We start from the raw sequence: 22,235 nt of genomic DNA, 5'->3' as shown, positions 1-22,235 counted from the left end.
CCCCCCCAGCCAATGCGTGAGGGGGGCGAGTTCAATCAGTTAGCCGATGAAACACCAGGCGACTGTGTTTTAGGGGACAGCTTGAACACATAGAACAGTACAGTGAGCAGCACCAGGAATGCCGGGCCCACGTACAGGGCAATCCGTGTTTCTTCAAAGTAGGCCATCAGCCCGATGACCACCGCCAGAAACGCCAGCGCCACGTAAGAGCTGAACGGATAGAGCCACATGCGATAGCTCAGACCGGCAGCCTCTTCGCGACTCAGGCTACGACGAAACTTCAACTGCGCCAGCAGAATCATGGTCCAGGTCCAGACCGCCCCGAAAGTGGCAATCGCGGTCACCCAGACAAAGACTTTTTCCGGCGCCAGATAATTGAGCAGTACACCCAGCAACAAGGCACCGATCGAAAGCAGCAACGCCTGACGAGGCACACCGTTTTTCGAGGTGGTGGCAAAGTTGGCAGGTGCCTGGCCATTTTGCGCCAGGCTGTAGAGCATGCGACCAGTGCTGAAAATACCGCCGTTGCAAGACGACAGTGCAGCCGTAATCACCACAAAGTTGATGATCCCTGCTGCGGTCTTGATACCCAGGCGCTCAAAGGTCATGACGAATGGGCTGCCTTGCGTGCCAATCTCGTTCCACGGGTAGATGGACAGAATCACAAACAATGCCCCCACGTAAAACAGCAGGATCCGCCAGAACACCGAGCCAATGGCACTCGGAATGGTCTTTTGCGGATTCTTGGCTTCACCGGCAGTCAGGCCGATCATCTCGACACCCAAGTACGCGAACATCACCATTTGCAGGGACATCAACACACCCTGAATACCATTGGGCATGAAGCCGCCGTGGGCCCAGAGGTTGGAAATTCCCAGCGCAACCCCATCATTACCAAAGCCGAAGGCAATGATGCCAATGCCGCCGATGACCATTGCAATGATGGTGACGATTTTGATCAACGCAAACCAGAACTCAAACTCACCGAATGCCTTGACTGCAATCAGGTTGATCGAGCCCATGCTCACCAGTGCAGCCAGCGCCCAGATCCAGCGCGGTACATCGGGGAACCAGACGCCCATGTACACCGCGACCGCAGTGATTTCTGCAACGCAGGTCACCAGCCACAGGAACCAATAGTTCCAGCCTGTCAAAAAGCCCGCCAGCGGGCCGAGATAATCTTGTGCGTAGCGACCAAAAGATCCGGCTACCGGATTGTGCACGGCCATTTCGCCCAGCGCGCGCATGATCACCAGAATGGCCAGGCCGCCGATGATGTAAGACAGCATGATGGCCGGACCGGCCATTTCAATGGCCTTGGCCGAGCCCAGAAACAGGCCCACGCCGATGCAGGCGCCAAGCGCCATCAGGCGGATATGGCGTTCGCCAAGTTCGCGTTTGAGAGGACCGCCTTCCACGGTTTCACCATGTGACGGGTGGTTGCCGACTGGCATAAAAATACAACCTCATATTGTTATTGGGTGTACATCAGCAGGGCGTTCTATCAAGCCTGGCGGGTCACCTGGCGCGCCTGACGATCGGACCTGGCCTTGTAGGTCAACCGATCTAAAGGGAAATGCCCTACTGAGATCGGCGGCGAGTATTGCACAGGGTTGGTGCGCCGTCATTCCCCTACCTAGGGCGAATTTACCTAGTCCAACAGCTCTATTCCTACAGTTTCCGACAGATAACCGGGAATTCCCAACCAGTAGGCAGCTCCGCAAAAGTATTGCGTTTTAGCGCACACAATTTTTTCGTTTGGAGCTGCCAACGTCTACGCTTCACTCAAGCGCATCCAATATGCGTACGTGGATCAGGTAACTATGGGCGCACTGTGGCATTCCAATTCGAGTAGAACAGCGGTGCCTGAAACGACATTGGCGGATACCCCGCCCCCGCCGCAAAAGCCAGGGGGCAAGCGCTATGGCTGGCGCATGTTCTGGTTAATCGCGGTGATCGCACTGGTCGCTCTGGGACTTGCGGTCGCCAAGGAAACACGCACCTCAAAACTGCAGGCCAAAGAGTTCAGTCGCTTTGCCAGTTCACTGAGCTACTCGATGCAGCCCGGCCCCTCCGACTCGATGCTTTACCCCGGCGAAGGCCCCTTTGATAAACGTTTGGGCTATAGCGCGATAGACGATTTCCTGCCTCGGCTGCTCAAACGTGGCTACATCATTGCCGAGCAAGCCCGTTTTTCGCCTGAACTGCTGAGCTATACCGAAAAGGGGTTTTTCGTACCCTATGCAGAAAAAATTCAGGCAGGACTCTCAATCACTGATTGCGCTGCGGTACCGCTCTATCAATATCACTATCCGCAGCAGCTGTATTCGAGCTTTGCGGACATCCCGCCGCTGGTGGTTCACAGCCTACTGTTCATTGAAAACAGAGACCTGCTTGACCCGAAACAGCCTCAGGCGAACCCGGCTGTCGACTGGCCGCGCTTTGCCATGGCCGCCTACTCGCAAGTGGCCAAGCTGTTGCATTTGCCTGGACAGTCTGCGGGCGGCAGCACGTTGGCCACCCAGCTTGAAAAATATCGCCACTCGCCAGACGGTTTGACGGGATCGGGCAGCGAAAAGTTGCGCCAGATGATATCGGCCAGCGTGCGTGCTTATCAGGATGGCCCACAAACCCTGCCTGTACGGCAAAAAATCGTACGTGACTACCTCAACAGCGTGCCTCTGTCGGCGGTGCCCGGTCACGGTGAGGTACACGGCATGGCTGAGGGCTTGCGCGTGTGGTACGGCGCCGACTTCAATCAGGTCAATCAACAACTGGCCAGCACCGCTACAGACCCTGAAAGCCTGGCGCAACGAGGCCTGGCATTGCGCGAAGTGCTTTCGCTGATGATCGCCCAGAGGCGGCCGTCGCATTATCTGGCCAAGGGCCGCGAGGAGTTGGCGCAACTGACAGACAGCCACATCCGCCTGCTGGCGCAGAACAATGTCATCGACCCGGCCCTGACCGCCGCAGCGCTGGCAAGCCGCGTGACCTATCGCGACTGGCGAGTGGCGCCGACCATTCAACCCATCGAAACCAACAAGGGCATCAGCGTCGCCCGAAGCCGACTTTCGTCCTTGCTCAAGCGCTCATTTTACGACCTCGATCGCCTCGATCTGACGGCCACCAGTACGCTGCAGACTGAGCTGCAGCAGCAGGTCAGCAATTATTTGCGCCAACTGGCAGACCCGGTGTTTGCCGGCAAGCTGGGATTGCTCGGCGAACGCTTGCTGACGCCAGGCAGCACCGCTCAGGTGCGTTACAGCTTCACCTTGTTCGAGCTCACACCGGACGGCGCGCGAGCCCGGGTGCAAACCGACAACACCGACCAACCCTTCGACATCAATGAAGGCAGCAAACTGGAGCTGGGGTCGACTGCCAAACTGCGGGTCATGACTTCGTACCTGCAAATCATTGCCGAACTGCACGAGCGCTACGGCAACCAGTCCAGCGCCCAACTGAGAAAAATCCAGATCAGCGATCAAGACCCGCTAACTAAATGGGCACTGGCCTACCTGATCCAAACCCCCGGTTCGAGCCTCGCCAACATGCTTGCTGCGGCACTCGATCGCAAATATTCCGCCAGCCCTGCCGAAGGATTCTTTACCGGCGGCGGCATGCATCGCTTTAACAACTTCCGTCATCAGGACAACGGCCGCAGCCCAACTTTGCGCGATGCCATCCGAGAGTCGATCAACCTGCCCTTCGTACGCCTGATGCGTGACGTGGTGCGTTACACCATTTATCAAGCACCGAGCAATAATGCCGACCTGCTCAAGGACGATCGCAACCCTTTGCGTCAGGAATACCTCAGTCGCTTCGCCGACCGCGAAGGGACGACCTATATGCTCAAGTTCTGGAAAAGTACAAAGGCAAGGACTCCCAGGCCCGACTGGATACTTTTCTGGACAGCATGCGTCCCACAGCCATTCGTATGTCAGCGGTGCACCGCTATCTGTTCCCCAGCGCCGATCAAGCTACATTCAACACCTTCGTGCGCTCACACCTGGGCAGCGCGAAAGTCCCCGATGATCGTCTCGACAGGCTCTATCAGAGCTATGGCCCCGGGGCTTACGACCTGCCCGACCAAGGCTACATAGCCAAGGTCCACCCCTTGGATCTGTGGTTGCTGGGTTATTTACTGAACAATCCCCAAGCCACTTTCCAGCAGGCGGTTGCCGCCAGTCAGTTCGAGCGTCAGGAAGTGTACAGCTGGCTGTTTAAGAGTCGGCACAAGAGCGCACGTGACAGTCGTATCCGCACCATGCTGGAAATCGAAGCGTTTCTGGATATCCATCAGCGCTGGCAAAAAGTCGGGTACCCGTTCGATCACCTGGTACCCTCGCTCGCGACCGCGCTGGGCAGCTCCGGAGATCGCCCTGCTGCCCTGTCGGAGTTGATGGGGATCATTCTTAACGATGGCGTGCGCTTGCCGGTCTTACGCATCGATACCCTGCATTTCGCCGCAGATACGCCCTATGAGACACGCTTGATCAATGACCCCGACAAAGGCGAGCGTGTGATGCCCAGCGAAGTCGCCACGGCCCTGCGTGAAGCCCTGTCGCAAGTGGTGGATGCCGGTACCGCACGCCGGGTTTCAGGCAGTTTCACCCTGAAAGACGGTTCGCCTCTGGCCATGGGAGGCAAAACAGGCACCGGCGATAACCGGATCGAAAGCCTTGGCGCGGGCGGGCGCCTGATCAGTTCCAAGTCAATCAACCGCACCGCCACGTTCGTGTTCTACATCGGCGAACATCATTTTGGCACCCTGACCGCATTCGTCCCGGGACGCTCGGCCGAAACCTTCAAGTTCACCTCCGCGCTGCCTGTGCAAGTGCTCAAGGGCATGGCGCCCATTCTCACGCCTTATCTGCAACCCGGCACCCATACGTTGTGCCATCCCCCGCTTCAAGCGAACACCGCCGCGAAATAAGCGTGAAGGCAAAACGGTCAATGATGAGAATCATTACCGTTCGTCTGCTGCGTTTGCAGCCTATTAAGATATATCTTAAGTTCTATCTTATCGAAAATAGGAGCAAGAGATATGAGAGAGCATCATCACCACAAAACACAGGGTGTCGGCCAAGACGGCTTTGAAAATCGTCCCGGGCGCGAACGCGGCGGGCGCGGGCCCAGGGTCTTCGCCCCTGGTGATTTGAAATTACTGCTGCTGGCACTGATCGCCGAGCAGCCTTGCCATGGCTATGACTTGATCCGCCAGATCGAAGGCATGTTTGACGGTGCTTACAGCCCGAGTCCGGGCGTTATCTACCCGACCCTGACCTTTCTTGAAGAGAGTGAACTGATCCAGGGTGACGCTGAAGGCGGGAAAAAACGCTATACCGTCACCGATGCAGGTCGCCAGTCTCTGACTGATCAAGCCATTGCCCTGAACGGCGTGCGCACACGGATTGACGTCAGCAAACGCTCCCTGCGTGGCCATGATCGCCCCGCTGAAATTCATGAAGCGGTACACAACCTGCGCCATGCCTTGCAAATGCATCACGGTCGCTGGAATGCGGTTGAGATAGCGCGGGTCAGCGACTTGCTCAACAGCACCGCCAAAGCCATCGTCGAGGGGCCTGTCACGGCCCGGTCTGCGCAGGAGAATCCCGAATGAATACTGCCAACGCCCCGACCATTCACCGGGTCATGCATGAAATAAAGCGCCGCAAACTCGAAGTGCTACGGGTGGTCGAGCTGACCCCGCGCATGCGACGCATCACTGTGGGTGGCCCGGAGTTGGCGGGCTTTATCAGCTTGGGCAGCGATGATCACGTAAAACTCTTCTTCCCGCAGAACGCCGAAGAGCAGGCGATGCTGGACACGCTCGAATTAAGCGCCGGCTTGAAAAACCAGGCGATGCCGCCGATGCGTGACTACACACCGCGCCGCTATGACCTGAACACCCTTGAGCTGGACATCGACTTTGTATTGCATGGTGATGGCCCCGCCGCCACTTGGGCGGCTCAGGCCAAGCCTGGCCAGTGCCTGCACATCGGCGGCCCGCGCGGGTCGATGGTGGTACCGGATATCTTCGACAGTTACCTGTTGATTGGTGACGAAACCGCTTTACCGGCCATCGCTCGCCGCCTGGAAGAGTTGCCCGCCAATCGCCGTGTTCAGGTCGTGGTCGAGGTGCAGGATGCAGCTGAAGAACAAGCCTTGTGCAGTGCCGCTACCGTCGACGTGACGTGGGTCCAGCGCAATGCACCGGCGCACACGCTGCTTGAGACGGTTGAACAGCTGTCGCTGCCCGAAGGCACGCTATACGCCTGGGTCGCAACGGAGAGTGCACTGTCACGCAAGGTGCGCAAAGTATTGCTCGACCGTCATGGATTGAGCGAAGCGTTCGTCAAGGCGGTAGGTTACTGGCGCCTGGATGACAGCGCTGAGGCGTAAGTCCTCCTCACGAAAAAGCTTTAAAGTGTGCAGCGCACTCCACTGCTATGAATGGCCTTGTTGTCGCTGCCGCAGGCGGCGACAACAAAATTTTGAGTGCAACGTGGCTACCGCTACGCCTGAGGCCGGGCCCTGCCCCCGGACAACCGATCCAGGCCCACCGCGACCAACGCCATCCCTACAAAACCCGCCAGGATCCCGCTGGCATTGATACAGGCCTGCACATAACCCAGGTTGTCGACATCAATAAACGGATACGGGTAAAAGCCCAGCAGATCTCCACGCAACAAAATGCAGGCGAAGTACAGGATCGGATACAGCACCCATAATCCGATATGCCTCAATCGCAGCAAGCCCTTGGGGACAAAAAACCACCAATACAACGTAAACAGGACAGGCATGACATTGTGCAGTAACTCATTCGCCAGCCATTGCATCCCTTGAGGTTGCCAGAGCTGACGCAGCAGCACGTTGTAAGCCACTCCGACAACGATAATGCTGACGGTAATGCCGCTACTGACCCACGGCTGCAAAAAAAACGCCTGACACTTTGTGGACTCACGATGGTCCGCAGCGCAGGTCAGAACAGCCGCGGCCAGTATGTTGGTGAGGATGGTGAAAAAACTGAAATAATTCACCAGGCCGCCCAGCAAACTGGCGTCCGACATCCAGCGGCCAAGCAATATCAGATAAAGCTGAATAGCCAGCCCGCCCCATCCCAGTAATGCCATCAGGGTAAACAGCCGCTGCTTTTGCGCAGTGCTCCATCTCCCCCACCGAGGACTCATGAACGGGTCAACGCTCGCGTTTGGTGCGGGCGTACTTCACGTAGAGCTTCTCGACCTTTTCCCGTGCCCACGGCGTTTTGCGCAAAAACGTCAGGCTCGACTTTATGCTCGGGTCACTCTTGAAGCAGCGTATATCGATACGCTCAGCCAGCCCTTCCCATTCGTAATGCGCTACCAGCGCCGTGAGGATCTGTTCCAGCGTCACGCCATGCAATGGGTTGTTATTGGGTTCAGTCATGCCGAGCCTTTTTAAGCAAGAGAGGGAAAGCCGCGCACCATAGCCGAGCACTTGCTCAGGGGGAAGCGCATTCGCCCGCGACTGAGTTTAGCTATGGCTGATGACTGGCAAAAAAGTTCCGCTCGGCGATCACAAAAGAGATGTTATATTGTAACAACAGTTAATATCATAACCTGCGTTGAACGCCCCCTCTCTGCCAAGGAACCTGCAATGTCATCCCCCGCTCTCCCCCGTCACGTGCGTCGCCTGCGCCTGACGCCGCTGGCCACCGCACTGCTGATCTCCTCTCCGGTCTACGCGCTGGAGTTGCAACCCCAAGTTATTACCGGCAATCCCTTGGGGAGCATCCAGCTCGCCTCACCGACCACGGTACTGGAAGGGGATGACCTGACCTTGCAGCAGCAAGGCAGCTTGGGTGAGACCCTGAATAAACAACCCGGGGTGTCTTCGTCCTACTTCGGCCCGGGCGCCAGCCGTCCCATCATTCGCGGGCTGGACGGCGATCGCATTCGTGTTCTGCGTAACGGTGTTGGCGCGCTGGATGCCTCGTCGCTGTCCTACGATCACGCGGTGCCACTGGATCCGGTCACTGTCGAGCGCATTGAAATCGTTCGTGGCCCGGCCGCGCTTCTGTACGGCGGTAATGCCATTGGCGGCGTGGTCAATACCTTCGACAACCGCATCCCCACCGAGGCCATTGAAGGCATTCAGGGCGCCGGAGAGCTGCGCTACGGGGGAGCTGCCACGACCCGCAGCGGCGCAGGCAAACTCGAAGCCGGTGATGGGCGCTTCGCCCTGCATCTGGACGCTAACTCCCGCACATTCAGCGACCTGAAAATCCCCGGAGAAGCGCGCAGTCGTCATGCTCCGGAAAGCGAAGACGGTGACGGTAAAAAAGGACGCTTGGGTAATAGCAATGGTCGTCAGGATGGCGGCGCGGTGGGCGGCTCCTACACCTGGGACGATGGTTATGCGGGTCTGTCCTACAGCACGTATGACGCTAATTACGGTTCACCAGCCGAGCAGGATGTACGCATCCGCATGAAGCAGGATCACTACGCCTTTGCCTCCGAACTGCGCAACCTGCAAGGTCCGTTCACCTCGTTGAAATTCGACGCGGGCTATACCGACTATGAACACCGCGAAATAGAAGGGGGCGAGATCGGTACTGTGTTCAAGAACAAGGGCTATGAGGCCCGTGTTGAAGCACGTCATGTCCCTTTCGGAGCCCTGAACGGGGTGGTCGGCGCGCAAATTAATCGCAATGAATTTTCAGCACTGGGTGAAGAGGCCTTCGTGCCTCAGACCGATACCAACAGCGGCGCGCTGTTTATTCTCGAAGAGCTGCAGGCCACCGAGCGTCTCTCGCTCAGCCTGGGCGGGCGGCTGGAACATACGGTGGTCGACCCGGACGCCAAGGGCAATGAGCGCTTTAACGCAGCCGACCGCTCCAATCGCTTTACCACTGGCAGCCTCTCATCCGGCGCAGTTTTCACGCTGACGCCCATCTGGTCGGTGGCTGCCACGCTGGGCTATACCGAACGCGCCCCTACGTTCTACGAGCTCTACGCCAACGGCGCTCATGTCGCCACGGGCACTTATGAAGTGGGCAATGCCAACCTTTCGAAAGAAAAAGCCATGTCCAGCGATCTGGCACTGCGTTTTGATAATGGCACCCACAAAGGCAGTGTCGGCGTGTTTTACAGCCATTTTTCCAATTACATCGGTCTGCTGGGAACTGGTCGCACACTTAACGACGAAGGAGAACCTGACGCCGACGGTATCCCCGAATACACCTATTCCGGGGTCAGAGCACGCTTCACCGGCTTTGAAGCCAAGGATCTCTGGCAGCTTGGCGAAAGTGCATACGGCAAGTTCGCACTTGAACTGTCAGGCGACTACACCCGAGCCACCAATCTCGACACCGGCGAGCCGCTGCCACGGATCGCGCCCCTGCGCCTGAGCAGCGGTTTGCTATGGGAGCGGGATCGCTGGCAGGCACGAATAGACGTCGAGCACGCCAGCAATCAAGGCAGAGTTCCGGAAAACGAAACAGGTACTGATGGCTACACCACGTTGGGCGCAAGCGCCGGATACCATTTTGATCTCGGCAGTAGCCAGTGGCTGGCATTCGTCAAAGGCGACAACCTGACCAACCAGACCGTGCGTTATGCCAGCTCAATTTTGCGCGACATCGCACCAGCGCCGGGACGAGGAATAGAGGTAGGGCTACGCACCACCTTCTAAGCTGCAGGCCAGACAGCACAAGGGCTCCCCCCGCTTTGGAGCCCGCACTGTCTGAGACAAAAAACCACTGAGACGAAGGGTCGCAGCCCACTGTTACCGATTCCGAAATGATCCATGTCATTTAAAGTGCTGTTTCTAAACGTTTCCTGCCTTTATCATTTCCACATTAAGGGCTGAAACGTTTCATACCGCCCCTTAACTCTTGAAGGATCAGTCCTGTCTATCAAGACAGCGCTACCCACGACACACTCATACCTATAAAGACTCGCACCTCGACCTATGTCCAACTTCTTGATTTTGCGCAAACCCCGCGCGCTGTGCCCTATGGCCGGGCAAAAAACCCTGGGCCTGATTGGCGGTCTGACCGTTATGGGCTTTGCTGCCTGTGTGCAGGCGACCCCCGCTTTCGATAGCGACTCCAAGTGGATGCTAGGCGATTGGGGCGGTACCCGTACCGAGCTGGAAAAACAAGGCTATAGCTTCTCGCTCGACTACGTGGGCGAAGTAGGCTCCAACCTGCATGGCGGCTATGACCACGACCGTACCGCGCGCTACAGCGATCAGTTCGGCCTGGGGACGCACCTGGACCTGCAGAAGATTTTGGGCTGGGAAGATGCTGAGTTTCAACTGACGGTGACTCACCGCAGCGGCAACAACATCAGCAATGACCGTATCAATGACCCGCGTGTCGGCGGATTCACCTCGGCTCAGGAAGTCTGGGGCCGTGGTCAAACTACGCGTCTGACCCAGATGTGGTACCAGCAAAAGTTTCTCGACCGCAAACTCGACATCAAAGTCGGCCGTTTCGGTCAAGGCGAAGACTTCAACAGCTTCCCGTGCGACTTCCAGAACCTGGCGTTCTGCGGCTCGCAGGTTGGCAACTGGGCCGGCAGCATTTGGTACAACTGGCCCGTCAGCCAGTGGGCATTGCGCGTCAAATATCACCTCACGCCTGAACTGTACGCACAGGTCGGAGCCTATGAGCAAAACCCGTCCAACCTGGACCGCGGCAATGGTTTCAAGCTCAGCGGCAGCGGTACCCAAGGCGCGGTCATGCCGATTGAACTGGTATGGACGCCAAAAATTAATGGCCTGCCAGGGGAGTATCGTGCGGGTTACTACTACAGTAATGCCAAGGCAACCGATGTTTACAAAGATGCCAATGGTCAGCCGGCAGCACTGAGCGGCGAGGCTTACCGCAGCAGTTCGAGCAAACATGGGATGTGGCTGGGCGTGCAACAGCAGCTCACTACCCGCGCCAGCGATCAGTCGAGGGGGTTGAGTGTGTTCGCCAATGCCACGATGCACGACAAAAAAACCAATGCCGTCGATAACTATATCCAGGCAGGCATCGTCTACAAAGGTGTGTTCGATGCCCGGGCCAAGGACGACATCGGCTTTGCAATGGCACGTGTTCACGTGAATCCGGCGTACCGAAAAAATGCACAGGCCACCAATCAGGCACGTGCAATCTACGACTTTGACAACCCGGATTACCTGCCACCTCAGGATACGGAGTACAGCGCTGAACTGTACTACAGCGTCCATGTCACAAACTGGTTAACCGTTCGACCGAACCTGCAGTACATCCGTCATCCGGGTGGTGTCAGCAAGCTGGATGACGCTCTGATCGGCGGCCTGAAGATCCAGAGTTCGTTCTGATGAACGAACGGTAGCCCACTTGAAGCAAAACACTTTTTTCAGTTGATTCATTCCCGCGTCGGCCCGTCATTACGACAAGCATTCGCGGGTACACCTTTAACGTAACGGAGAACCACACTATGAGCACTGATGGTGCTTTCAGTCGCAGTCGCTTGCTACCGAGCCTCCTCGGTATCTTGCTGCTGCTAATGGGCCTGGCCATGTTGGCCGGGGGTATCAAGCTGGTCACACTCGGCGGGTCGATGTATTACCTGCTGGCCGGTATTGGCTTCGGGCTATCGGGCGCCTTGCTGATAGCTGGACGTCGCGCCGCTCTGGGCCTGTACGCACTGGTGTTGTTCGCCAGCACTGTCTGGGCCCTGGTAGAAGTCGGCCTGGACTGGTGGCAGCTGGTGCCGCGTCTGGCCCTGTGGTTTGCCATCGGTATTGTGCTGTTGCTGCCATGGTTCCGTCGTCCGGTTCTGCGCGGTCAACCGGCACCGGTTGCTACCGGCGCGCTGAGCGTTGCCGTGGTATTGGCCGGCCTGGCTGCATTGGCCAGCCAGTTCACCAGCCCGGGTGAAATCAAAGGCCAGCTGGACCGTGATGCCGTACCTGACATGACCAACACCGCACCGGCAATGCCCGATGGTGACTGGCAGTCCTACGGTCGTACCGCTTATGGTGACCGTTACTCGCCGCTGAAGGAAATCACTCCGGAAAATGCCCACAAGCTGGTTCCAGCCTGGACATTCCGTACCGGTGACATTCCGAATGATGGCGATCCCGGCGAAACAACGGCCGAAAATACCCCGCTGAAAGTCAATGGCATGCTGTACGTGTGTACTCCGCACAGCCAGGTCATTGCTCTTGACCCGGACAGCGGCAAGGAAATCTGGCGCTACGACCCGAAGATCAGCACTCAGAACGCTGAAAACTTCAAAGGCTGGGCGCACATGACCTGCCGCGGCGTGACTTATCACGACGAAAACACCTACGCCAAAGCCAGCACCGAACAAAGCGCTGCCGAGCCTGCTGCCACTTCGAGCAACTCGTGCCCACGCCGCCTGTTCCTGCCGACTGCCGACACCCGCCTGATCGCACTGAACGCCGACACTGGCAAAGTGTGTGAAGACTTCGGCACCAATGGTGCAGTTGATCTGCGTCACAACATCGGCAACTTTGCTCCCGGTGGCTACTACTCCACCTCGCCACCTGCCGTGACCAAAGATCTGGTTGTGATTGGCGGCCACGTGACCGACAACATCTCCACCGACGAACCATCGGGCGTGATCCGTGCGTACGACGTACGTACCGGCAAGCTGGTGTGGAACTGGGACAGCGGCAATCCGGAAGACACCACGCCGATTACCGAAGGCCAGACCTACACTCGTAACTCGCCTAACATGTGGTCGATGTTTGCCGTCGACGAAGACCTCGGCATGCTGTACCTGCCGATGGGCAACCAGACGCCAGACCAATATGGCGGCGACCGTACCGAAGATTCCGAGCGTTATGCCGCAGGCATCACGGCTCTGGACATCAAGACCGGTAAAGTCCGTTGGTACCGTCCGCTCACTCACCATGACCTGTGGGACATGGACGTGGGTGGTCAACCAACTCTGATGGACCTGAAAACGGCTGATGGCGTGAAAAAGGCTCTGTTGGCTTCCACCAAACAGGGCAGCATCTACGTTCTGGACCGCAACACCGGTGAAGACATCGTACCGATCCACGAAATCCCGGTTCCGGGTGGCGCTGTAGAAGGCGACCATACGGCACCGACTCAACCTCGTTCAGACCTGAACATGATCCCGCCGGTCCTGACCGAACGTGACATGTGGGGTGTAACACCTTTCGATCAGATGCTGTGCCGGATCAACTTCAAATCCCTGCGTTACGACGGCATGTACACTCCGCCATCGCTGCAAGGTTCGATTGTGTATCCAGGTAACTTCGGCGTGTTCGACTGGGGCGGCATCTCGGTTGACCCGGTTCGTCAGATTGCATTCCTGAACCCGAGCTACATGGCCTTCACCTCCAAGCTGGTTCCACAGGCCGATGTGGCTGCAATGGGCCCGCGCAAAGGCGAAACCTCCGGTGTTCAACCGAACAAAGGCGCACCTTACGGCGTGATCCTTGAGCCTCTGCTGTCGCCACTGGGCCTGCCTTGTCAGGCGCCGGCGTGGGGTTATGTTGCAGCGGTCGACCTGACCAACAACAACGTGATCTGGAAACACAAAAACGGCACCGTGCGTGACAGCTCGCCGGTTCCAATTCCATTGTCGATGGGCGTCCCAAGCCTGGGCGGCACCTTCACCACCGCAGGTGGTGTTGCCTTCCTGAGCGGCACCCTTGACCAGTACCTGCGTGCTTACGACGTGAGCAACGGCAAAGTACTGTGGGAAGGTCGTCTGCCTGCTGGCGGCCAGACCACCCCAATGACCTACACCGGTAAGGACGGCACTCAATATGTGCTGGTCATGGCTGGCGGTCATGGCGGTCTGGGCACCAAAAAAGGTGACTATGTAATGGCGTTCAAACTGGCTGACTAAGCATCACAGCCCGTTGCAGAAAAGGCGGCTATCGAGAGATAGCCGCCTTTTTTTGTACGCAGGATTAAAGCTGGACCGCTTCCGCAGCCAGCTCGACTTCGCGCCGCATGATGGCACTTTCAAGTTCTGGCGAGCGCTTGGCCCACTGTTCAGGCGGGAGGGGTTTGGACCATTCGATAATGTCGGGATAGGTGAGGTCGGGGGGGGGACAGAGTTTCCAGTGTTGCAGCATGTATATTATTGGGCTGCCAAAAATAAAGACCCCGAATATTAATGAGGCGGCCTGGCCTATCTCCGCAGCCCGTAGATGCAACCAAAAACTGTGCGCATAATCGAAGCACGTCCCCCAAATAACTCCCCGCTGCTTCAGACTGCCCCATCCCTCTTCAAAGTCATTGCCTGGGGGCAACGCGTGCGGGCCGATTTCCATATAACTGCGCATGCATTCCCACAACGCCATGGCAGCCTCATTGCCCCCGCAATTGAACCCCCAGTAGAAGTGTTTATTGTCCTCATCGGCTTCAGGATCGGGATTGTCGAAGCTGATAAAAAGCAACCCCATCGTACTGGGCCCCGCCCGGCTTACCGCCGTGTGCTGAGAGGCTGCGGCAGTGACCGACTCCCATGGCACGACCCAGTATTCGCCGTCTTCACGGGGTACACAGACTTCGCGACGTTGGCGGTTAAAGCGAATGGGTAAAGGGGTTGGACGAATCAGGTTGTAGATAAAGACGAGTGTGGGGATGCCAATTATGACCATTGCTCCGATCACAGCAATGTAAAAAAGATCGTCATGCCTTGAGTGGTAACCCAGCACTATAAATATTAGAGACATAAACCAGATCACCATCACCGCGCCACCCACGTTGAAGTTTCCAACGTCTAAAAACACGTCATTCTTGCGCCAAATGATATTGAGCATGTCGACCGGTGTTTTTCCGGTAGGGATCGGTAACGGGGCCAGATAATCCTGCTGTGAAAACACGCCCTTTTTGCGCACACCCGCTTCAGAACGGCTCATGGCTTAAGCCCCCGGCCGCTAATTCAGCTTCACGCTGCGCAATGGCACTTTCAAGTTCTGGCGAGCGCTTGGCCCACTGTTCAGGCGGGAGAGGTTTGGACCATTCGATAATGTCGGGATAGGTGAGGTCGGGGGGTGGAGAGAGTTTCCAGCTTTGCAATATAAACACCAAGGGGCCGCCAAAGATAAAGATACCGAGTACCAACCATAAGGCCTTGCCTATTTCCTCGGCTTTCACATGCAGCCAAATGCTATACGCGTACTCGCAGCAGATGCCCCAAATAATTCCCCGCTGTTTCAGGCTGTCTCCTCCCGTCTCAAAGTCATTGCCTGGAGGCAACGCGTGCGGGCCGATTTCCATATAACTGCGCATGCATTCCCACAACGCCATGGCAGCCTCATTGCCGCCGCAATTGAACCCCCAGTAGAAGTGTTTATTGTCCTCATCGGCTTCAGGATCGGGATTGTCGAAGCTGATAAAAAGCAACCCCATCGTACTGGGCCCCGCCCGGCTCACCGCCGTGTGCTGAGAGGCTGCGGCAGTGACCGACTCCCATGGCACCACCCAGTATTCGCCGTCTTCACGGGGTACACAGACTTCGCGACGTTGGCGGTTAAAGCGAATGGGTAAAGGGGTTGGACGAATCAGGTTGTAGATAAAGACGAGTGTGGGGATGCCCACAATTACCGCACCTCCTAAAAACATACCGGTACTCCCTTCCGGGGAAATATCTCTAAACCCAAAACCAAAGCTCAGGAAAAACATCGACATAAACCAGATCACCATCACCGCCCCGCCCACGTTGAAGTTTCCAACGTCTAAAAACACGTCATTCTTGCGCCAAATGATATTGAGCATGTCGACCGGTGTTTTTCCGGTAGGGATCGGTAACGGGGCCAGATAATCCTGCTGCGAGAACACTCTTTTTTTGCGGGCACCCGCTTCAGGACGGCTCACGGCTTAAGCCCCGGTTGTAAGTAAACCGAGCATTGCTGCCCGCCGAGCACATAACGCTTTGCCCTGTCCAAAGCAGGTGTTGGATCGTCGCGCAATGCCACCACGCCCGCTGATTCGCTTAAGGTAAAGGCCATGCCGTGCTCCCCGCCGATAAAACTGAGCGCTCCGAGCATTGAGGTCAGGGGTGTCTGATAACGTAAACGCAAGGACACTTTGGTGGGTTGCGAGGCAAACAGGTTTTTAATTTCTTTGGCATAAGCGCCCGTCAGGCGCAGGCCCTTGCCTTGTGCATAAGGAATCCACTCACACCGACTGCCATGAAGCCAGCAATCGGCAATATCTTGCATGGGCTCTTCTGCGCGATAGACACCCTCCCCGTTTTTAACGCGCTCGCGCATCGCCAACGTATCCCGCGGATTGCCTATCATGCTCAGCTCCAGGTAAACCCCATTGGGTTCAGCACCTGGCAAATCGATGGTCAGGGAGTCGATATAGGAGGTGAACAGCAATCCCATATGACTGCTGGTGCCCTTGGGCTCATTACGCCCGACAAAGCTGACCCTCGGCGCATACAAAATGTTGTATAGCTTGCTCAGTTCTTGTTGCTGAGCGGCAAACGACAGCGGGCCTAGATCACTGGCGCGGGCTTTTGACCAGCAGCAATAATTCAGAAAGTTTTGCATGGGGGTTTGCTGGAGAAACCAGGCAGTCAAATACAACACGCCCAGCACGGCAAGCAGAAAACTGAGCGGCCCCATCCATAGGGAAAAACCCGCCATCGCAGCCTCAGCCGTCAAGGTTCCAGCCAAAGCCCGGGCGGTGTAGTAAATACCGGCCAGCCCCATTGCCCCATAAGTCGCGAGCTGTCCGCCAACAACATCGTGCCGTGTGTCTAACCAAGGGTCTAAAGTGCTGTGTGCATTTTCTATTTGTATTTGGAGGGAGCCAAACTCTTTAAAGGCTGCAAAAAAAGACAACCCGCCAATCAACGCCCCGAAAAGTGTTAAAGCAGGTGCAGCAGTCCATGCGCTATAAGGAAACTTCACTGCAAACACCCTGTTCGCATCCTTGCCCCGCACCTGGCTATCTATCACCGCCACCAAAGCGGCCCCGGCATAGAGCGTTGCGGATATCGTGTCACTAGAGCGCTGCTTATCCATCCCCTCCAGCGCACCCGCCTGCGCCAGATAAATCCCGGCATTCCAGCTATTGAGCAATAAGGCTGTCACTGCCACCAATCCTCCCGCGCCCTGGACGGCAGAAGAGTTGACGATGTTCTTCACTTGCCCGGCAGCAATAGCCTTGCCCATCGTATTGGCCCAGCGGGTGAGGTTCTCCGCATGGCTGCCGAACAATTGCCAGACACGCGTGCCACCTTCACTGATGGTACGCAAGCCCACCCCGCAGCCCAGACGCGCCGCGACCAAAATCCCCAACCATGGACCGCTGGGCACACGGGTGTGTTCGCCCTGGAGCAGCATCAGCGCAGCACCCAAGCGCTTGATCAGGATGTTCCAGTGGCCGTTCGTATCCTGGGCGCGCTGCGCAAGGCTGGTCACCAGCGGCTCATTGAGAACGCCTAACACTTTGACAATGGCTTGCTTGGCATTTGCCTGATTTTCAATCCCCAGCGCAGCAATCAATTCCCCGGCGCGACTGGTGCTGTTCACGGCCCCCTCCAGGCTCGGAATCCACCCGAAAAATAATTGGCGCAACGCTCCGTCATCCGGGCTGCGTACATAATCGGCATATTGCCCGGCGCCTTGTTTGCGCAGGCATTGCCCGCTGAGACAGGCCACAGCCAGTTTGTCGAGCCATTCGCGATGATCCGGGTCACTGTAATCTACAGACCAGGTGCCGCTGTGATGCCTGGACAAGTACAGCCCACGGTCGATAAACAAGGCTTCATGACGCTGCTGTACATGCGTGAAGTGTGCGGGCGCCGTTATGTCGAGCCATTGGTTCATCGCAGGCAGGTCGATGTATTGCTCAACCTTGACGCTGGCGTGGTGGTTTTCAAGGTTGGCAATTTTTTCGGCGCGATAATCGCGGATAACCGATTCAACTTCCGTGTGCAGTTCGGGCGGAATAAAACCGCGTACCGGAGCAACTGCCGCCTGTACGTCGGCGTGGACTTTGCGCAGCAATGCGTCCGCCTCTTTATTGCCGTACAAACCTCCGCGCTGTTGGTTAATGCGTACCTCCTCCTTGAACAGCTCCTCCAGTCGGTGATGGGCCTTGAGCAAGGTTCTACCCTGCTCCGGGGTCAGCTCTATCTCATGTTCACGGTAGCGATAGCTCAAATTGCCCGCGAGCTCAGCGCCGTCCTCAGAAATCAAGCTGCGTATAAACCCGCCAATGCTCAGCCGTAGCTTGTTGTCGGCCTGCCATTGCTCATGCCGTGATTCGAGCAACTCTTGTTCGTGGTTGATGTCACGCAGTACACCGAGATCGTCGTCGAGGCAGGCCAGAACGGTGTACAAGCCTCGTGCCTGGGTATGGCCGCTCTCGATGACCTGTTGCGTCAGGCCAGGAGCCCAGGGCACAGCACTCCACGCCCCCGGAGGCGGGACTTCGGCCGGAACCGGGGGATAATGCGCAGCCACTTTCTCTCGTTCACCGAGCCAGCGCATCGCATCCGTGTAGGCCTTGATATTGATTGGCGTCGCGGCCTTGAATGCCAGATCCCCCAGTTCATCGGCACTTTTGCGCAGCGTGGTCTGATTGCGCTGGTAGTCAATCGCCAGCGCCAAGTCATAAGTACTCGGAATCAACTCGGCCATCACCTGCCTGGCTTCGGTCAACGGCACACAATGCGGTGCTTGCAGGGTGTTGGCGACCTGCCGCAGGTCGAGGTGGCGCATACGTTTGGCGCGGGCTTCGGGCTCTTTGAGTTGCTGGCAGCTGGACGGGTTGAGCGGGATTTCGCTGTAAAGCATCCAGGCTTCCTGGTGTTTATCCAGCGCAACACCGCTCAGGCTCCCGACTTCGATGACGGTGTCATCGTCGCTCAGCGCTTGCGGACACAGCCATTTGTTCAGGGCCACGGCGTAGCGCTGCAGCGGGCCGCGGCCCTGCCAGACGTATACAAACCCGGTGCGCAGCAGGCGCGCTGCCATCGGGTGGCTTTGGGGCTCTACGCCGGGTTGGGAAGCCGGATGGCCGGCGGGCTCTTCGCTGAGGGCGTAGCGCACCGGGACCACAAAGATCTGCCGGGCGCTGGCCTGGCATTGTCGGACGGTGCTGTTGATATCCGTATGCGGGGACGCTTTGGCCACCCGCGTGGCTTCGGATAAACGGGCCGCAGCGGCCAGGCCTGTTGGGTTGCTCATGCCGCGACCTCCCCAATGATGAGCTGGCGGATTAATTCATCCAGCACGTTATCAAGGCGCTGTTGCGGTGAAGCATCGCGCTCGGCCAGTAATTGGCGGAAAACATCGTGGCTCGGTGCATCCGGGAAGGTTTCGCCCAGACAGGCATACAAGCCCACCCAACTCATCACTTCGTCTTCTGCGCTATAGCCCTGGCGCGCGGCATTATGCTGACAGCCTTGCGCCCATTGCTCCCGGGCTGCCGGAGCCAGCCCCTGCAAACTCGCTGGAAAATAACGTTGGCAATGGGCAATCAATCGCTGCGCAAACTGCGTTCGCTTACCTTGGCACAGATGCTCAAGCCGCTCGGGACTCAGGCTCAACCAGGGTGCGTGACCGTAGCGGTTAAACGGCTGATCGGGGTTTTCCTGGCGCAGCAACCATGTACTGCCATCGTCATTGGGCAATCGAATCAGTCGCACCGGCCCCATGAGCCGATCACGCTCGCCAGCGGGCAAATCGGCTAACCACAAGCGGGTAATTCGCGGATCGTAGAATCGAAAGAAAGCCGTCACATCGCTGCCAAGCGCCACATGGACAAGGCTGCGCAAATGCGCGACCAGGGTGGCTTCATCAACATCGGACTCCAGCCAGATGCCCGCCTTTTCCTGCCATTGCTCAACAAAGACCCTGGCCAGCGCACTGTTGGGTTCTACGGCCGCCAGCACCGGGCCACGGTGCGCCAGCTCGGCGTAGCGGGTGGTCAAATACAACGAATGAGGCGTGGTGAGTTGCGCCAATTCATACAAACGCGGATACAGATTCGGGATCTGATGGCTGTCGAGCAGCAGGTAGGCGCGAGTCATGGCTGAACCTCCTTCAGTTGTTCGCAAACCAGGCACACCGGTTCTACCTCGCAGGCTGAGCGCTCGAATGCGTGCATCTGGTCAGTCAGCGCAACGGACGTCATCCCTTCCAGTTGCCCCGGCACTCCGGGCTCGGCGGGCACCCCCGGGACTGCAACCCCGCCCGGCAGAATCGGCGTGCTGCTGTAGACCCCTGCCGGGGTCAGCAGCAGGTGCTGTCCGCCAGCCATCAGTGTCATCAACGGTCCGCCATCAACCACCATCGTGGCGCCGGCTTTGAAGTGCACCTGTTGCCCGGCGTCGATGGCCAGTACTTGCCCGACCCGGGTGTGGGTGCTGCTCGCGACTTCCAGGTAGTCGCTGGCATTGAGTTGCACCTTGCGATCTCCGTTGACGGTGTGTTGTTCTTGCGCGTCGAGCACCAGCACGCTGTCACCGCTGATGGTCGCGTGCTGCTCGCCATCGATTTGCAGTCGACTATCGTTTTTGACGTGTTGCTGCAGGTCGCGCTGGGCGTGGAGGTAGATCAGTTCCTGTCCCTTGCGGTCTTCGATGCGCAGTTCGTTGTAGCCGCTGCCCCCCGGGGTGCTGCGGCTACGGAATACGCTTTGGTTTTTTTCGACCGGCAGTTTGAGCGGCGACGGGGTGATGCTCGACACCAGGCAGCCGGATATCACTGGCTGATCAATATCACCCTCCAGGTAGCTGACCAGCACTTCCATCCCGATCCGGGGAATGGTCAGCGCCCCATAGTTGTCACCCGCCCAACTTGAGGCGACACGTAACCAGCAACTGCTCGTGTCATCATCAATCCCGCTGCGGTCCCAGTGAAAACGGACTTTGACCCTGCCGAATTGATCGCTGTGGACTTCCTGGCCCGCCGGGCCGGTGACGCGAGCGGTTTGGCTGCCATGAATCTGCGGCTTGGCGAACACCCTGGGCGAGCGGTAGGGCACGGTTTCGGGGATGGCGAAAAACTGATTGCGATAGCCTTGGCTGAACGCCAGCGCATGCTCGATAAACAGGCTGGCTGCCTGCTCTTGCAGCGCCTGCGGCTGCTTGCCTTCGTGGTGGATGCGAGTCAGCAACCATGGTGCATTCCAGGCGCTGTACGGGTGCTCGCCGAGGGTCAAGAAATGGCCGCAGCTCAAGCTCGGTTGATCGCTGCTGCCGCTGGCCTGACGACAGTCGCTCTGGTGCTGTTCCAGGGCTATCTGGCTTAGGCGCACGCCGTCCTCGTTCTCGGTAAAGCGCCCGGGGTAAATGTAATGCTCAAGGGCAGGCGGCTTGAGATCGGTGCGGCTCACGGCCTGCAATGTGCGGCTGGCTTTTCTGAAGTCGTAATCGCGGCGCGCAATGCTGTTGGTCCGGGTTTGCAACTGCAGCTCGAAGCTGTGGACGGCTGCCTGTCCGGCCACCATCCCGTTACCTTGCACGAAGGGCGTTACGCCCTCTGCCTGGCTGAACGCAGCCTGGCCATCGGCGAACTGCAAATAATGGCCATCAGACGAATGCTTGAAGTAGTAATCAATGCCCTCCTCAAAACACAGCCGTTGAATAAAGTGCAGATCCGACTCGCCGTACTGCACGCAGTATTCCCGCGGCTTGTAGGCCGATTGCAGGGTAAAGCCGTAGACCGTGCCGAGAATGCCGTGCTCTTCTAGGATCGTCTCGATGATGTGCTGCACGCTCAGGTTCTGGAAAATGCGCTGATTGGTGCGGTGTTGCAGATAGGCCAACTGTGGCACCAGCGTCAGCTGATAGTGACTCAAGCGCGTACCGGGGCTGCTTTGAGCGATGCGGTAAATCTGCCCGTGGATACCATGGCCGAGGTTGTCGAACGCCAGAAAGGCCGAAGTGTGCAGCAGCGCTTCAAGGTCCAGGTCCGGGCGTTCGCAGACTACTTCAACATCGAAGGAAAACAGCGTGCTCAGTGCTTCATCGCCGCTGAATGCCAAGACATGAAGCGCGTGGGGACAGGCGTTGACGACCAGGCTGAAGCGACTCGCTTGGGAAACCGTAGGCATCCATGACTCCTCTGACGTGAGGGCTCGCTGCCGAGAAAGCAGCCCCTAATACAAGGGGATGAACGCTAACGGATAGATCAGGGAGGCGATGTAGGAGGCTTCTGTAACTTTTGTAGAAATAGCCCTTACCGTGCCAATGCCGGTACAGGTCACAAACAATCGATGTGCTCATCCTTTTATG

13 protein-coding genes and 1 pseudogene are annotated in these 22,235 nt (G+C 57.6%); 6 read left to right on the top strand and 8 right to left on the bottom strand.

Annotated features, from left to right (window positions below; genetic code table 11):
* Positions 1-35: 35 nt before the first annotated feature.
* Positions 36-1,454 carry an amino acid permease gene (locus DQN55_RS04765; protein ID WP_048378057.1) on the bottom strand — a complete coding sequence of 473 codons (1,419 nt, stop codon included), beginning with the start codon at positions 1,452-1,454 and terminating at the stop codon, positions 36-38.
* Between the two features lie 369 nt (positions 1,455-1,823).
* On the opposite strand from DQN55_RS04765, the pseudogene DQN55_RS04760 reads away from it, so the two are divergent.
* The 3 genes and pseudogenes from DQN55_RS04760 to DQN55_RS04750 all read left to right on the top strand — a co-directional run bounded on the left by DQN55_RS04760 (position 1,824) and on the right by DQN55_RS04750 (position 6,402).
* Positions 1,824-4,933 (top strand): annotated as a pseudogene (locus tag DQN55_RS04760) (transglycosylase domain-containing protein).
* A 111-nt stretch (positions 4,934-5,044) separates the two neighbouring features.
* Positions 5,045-5,620: a PadR family transcriptional regulator gene (locus tag DQN55_RS04755; protein WP_048378059.1), complete on the top strand. Its 576-nt coding sequence runs from the start codon at positions 5,045-5,047 to the stop codon at positions 5,618-5,620.
* The gene (locus DQN55_RS04750; protein ID WP_048378060.1) at positions 5,617-6,402 is read left to right on the top strand and encodes a siderophore-interacting protein; all 786 of its coding nucleotides are present in this window, start codon (positions 5,617-5,619) and stop codon (positions 6,400-6,402) included. Before DQN55_RS04755 ends, DQN55_RS04750 begins: the two co-directional genes overlap by 4 nt.
* Positions 6,403-6,515: 113 nt before the next feature.
* On the opposite strand, the gene DQN55_RS04745 is transcribed toward DQN55_RS04750, so the two are convergent.
* Together DQN55_RS04745 and DQN55_RS04740 are read right to left on the bottom strand one after the other, a co-directional pair.
* Positions 6,516-7,190: a Pr6Pr family membrane protein gene (locus tag DQN55_RS04745; protein ID WP_048378061.1), complete on the bottom strand. Its 675-nt coding sequence runs from the start codon at positions 7,188-7,190 to the stop codon at positions 6,516-6,518.
* Between the two features lie 7 nt (positions 7,191-7,197).
* Complete coding sequence (locus DQN55_RS04740; RefSeq protein WP_048378062.1) at positions 7,198-7,428, bottom strand: VF530 family protein; 231 nt, start codon at positions 7,426-7,428, stop codon at positions 7,198-7,200.
* Positions 7,429-7,638: 210 nt separating this feature from the next.
* On the opposite strand from DQN55_RS04740, the gene DQN55_RS04735 reads away from it, so the two are divergent.
* The 3 genes from DQN55_RS04735 to DQN55_RS04725 all read left to right on the top strand — a co-directional run bounded on the left by DQN55_RS04735 (position 7,639) and on the right by DQN55_RS04725 (position 13,871).
* A complete protein-coding gene (locus tag DQN55_RS04735; RefSeq protein ID WP_048378063.1) occupies positions 7,639-9,675 on the top strand; it encodes a TonB-dependent receptor in 2,037 nt (678 codons plus the stop codon).
* A 324-nt stretch (positions 9,676-9,999) separates the two neighbouring features.
* The gene (locus DQN55_RS04730) at positions 10,000-11,337 is read left to right on the top strand and encodes a carbohydrate porin (protein ID WP_048378451.1); all 1,338 of its coding nucleotides are present in this window, start codon (positions 10,000-10,002) and stop codon (positions 11,335-11,337) included.
* A 119-nt stretch (positions 11,338-11,456) separates the two neighbouring features.
* Positions 11,457-13,871, top strand: a complete 2,415-nt coding sequence (locus tag DQN55_RS04725) for a glucose/quinate/shikimate family membrane-bound PQQ-dependent dehydrogenase (protein ID WP_048378064.1) — start codon at positions 11,457-11,459, stop codon at positions 13,869-13,871.
* A 64-nt stretch (positions 13,872-13,935) separates the two neighbouring features.
* Here the strand turns inward: DQN55_RS04725 and DQN55_RS04720 are convergent, their stop codons facing one another.
* The 5 genes from DQN55_RS04720 to DQN55_RS04700 are packed head-to-tail and all read right to left on the bottom strand — an operon-like array spanning position 13,936 to position 22,054.
* Positions 13,936-14,892 (bottom strand): DUF6708 domain-containing protein, encoded by a 957-nt coding sequence (locus DQN55_RS04720; protein WP_048378065.1) that lies wholly within the window; start codon positions 14,890-14,892, stop codon positions 13,936-13,938.
* Positions 14,879-15,850, bottom strand: a complete 972-nt coding sequence (locus DQN55_RS04715) for a DUF6708 domain-containing protein (protein ID WP_048378066.1) — start codon at positions 15,848-15,850, stop codon at positions 14,879-14,881. The genes DQN55_RS04720 and DQN55_RS04715 overlap by 14 nt, the downstream gene beginning before the upstream one ends.
* On the bottom strand, positions 15,847-19,182 hold the full coding sequence (locus DQN55_RS04710; protein ID WP_048378067.1) for a toxin VasX: 3,336 nt from the start codon (positions 19,180-19,182) through the stop codon (positions 15,847-15,849). Before DQN55_RS04710 ends, DQN55_RS04715 begins: the two co-directional genes overlap by 4 nt.
* Positions 19,179-20,027, bottom strand: a complete 849-nt coding sequence (locus tag DQN55_RS04705) for a DUF4123 domain-containing protein (protein WP_048378068.1) — start codon at positions 20,025-20,027, stop codon at positions 19,179-19,181. The genes DQN55_RS04710 and DQN55_RS04705 overlap by 4 nt, the downstream gene beginning before the upstream one ends.
* Positions 20,024-22,054: a type VI secretion system Vgr family protein gene (locus tag DQN55_RS04700; protein WP_048378069.1), complete on the bottom strand. Its 2,031-nt coding sequence runs from the start codon at positions 22,052-22,054 to the stop codon at positions 20,024-20,026. The genes DQN55_RS04705 and DQN55_RS04700 overlap by 4 nt, the downstream gene beginning before the upstream one ends.
* Positions 22,055-22,235 lie beyond the last annotated feature (181 nt).

It is taken from the genome of Pseudomonas taetrolens (assembly GCF_900475285.1).
GTDB classification, from domain to species: Bacteria; Pseudomonadota; Gammaproteobacteria; order Pseudomonadales; family Pseudomonadaceae; genus Aquipseudomonas; species Aquipseudomonas taetrolens.
The sequence above is the reverse complement of the archived record's forward strand: the minus strand, read 5'-3'. Positions and strand labels throughout refer to the sequence as shown.

What these genes read in the sequence shown, in the direction of transcription:
- DQN55_RS04765 (WP_048378057.1), bottom strand. Translation starts at nt 1,454, where the DNA reads ATGCCAGTCGGCAACCACCCGTCACATGGTGAAACCGTGGAAGGCGGT.
- DQN55_RS04755 (WP_048378059.1), top strand. Translation starts at nt 5,045, where the DNA reads ATGAGAGAGCATCATCACCACAAAACACAGGGTGTCGGCCAAGACGGC.
- DQN55_RS04750 (WP_048378060.1), top strand. Translation starts at nt 5,617, where the DNA reads ATGAATACTGCCAACGCCCCGACCATTCACCGGGTCATGCATGAAATA.
- DQN55_RS04745 (WP_048378061.1), bottom strand. Translation starts at nt 7,190, where the DNA reads ATGAGTCCTCGGTGGGGGAGATGGAGCACTGCGCAAAAGCAGCGGCTG.
- DQN55_RS04740 (WP_048378062.1), bottom strand. Translation starts at nt 7,428, where the DNA reads ATGACTGAACCCAATAACAACCCATTGCATGGCGTGACGCTGGAACAG.
- DQN55_RS04735 (WP_048378063.1), top strand. Translation starts at nt 7,639, where the DNA reads ATGTCATCCCCCGCTCTCCCCCGTCACGTGCGTCGCCTGCGCCTGACG.
- DQN55_RS04730 (WP_048378451.1), top strand. Translation starts at nt 10,000, where the DNA reads ATGGCCGGGCAAAAAACCCTGGGCCTGATTGGCGGTCTGACCGTTATG.
- DQN55_RS04725 (WP_048378064.1), top strand. Translation starts at nt 11,457, where the DNA reads ATGAGCACTGATGGTGCTTTCAGTCGCAGTCGCTTGCTACCGAGCCTC.
- DQN55_RS04720 (WP_048378065.1), bottom strand. Translation starts at nt 14,892, where the DNA reads ATGAGCCGTTCTGAAGCGGGTGTGCGCAAAAAGGGCGTGTTTTCACAG.
- DQN55_RS04710 (WP_048378067.1), bottom strand. Translation starts at nt 19,182, where the DNA reads ATGAGCAACCCAACAGGCCTGGCCGCTGCGGCCCGTTTATCCGAAGCC.
- DQN55_RS04705 (WP_048378068.1), bottom strand. Translation starts at nt 20,027, where the DNA reads ATGACTCGCGCCTACCTGCTGCTCGACAGCCATCAGATCCCGAATCTG.
- DQN55_RS04700 (WP_048378069.1), bottom strand. Translation starts at nt 22,054, where the DNA reads ATGCCTACGGTTTCCCAAGCGAGTCGCTTCAGCCTGGTCGTCAACGCC.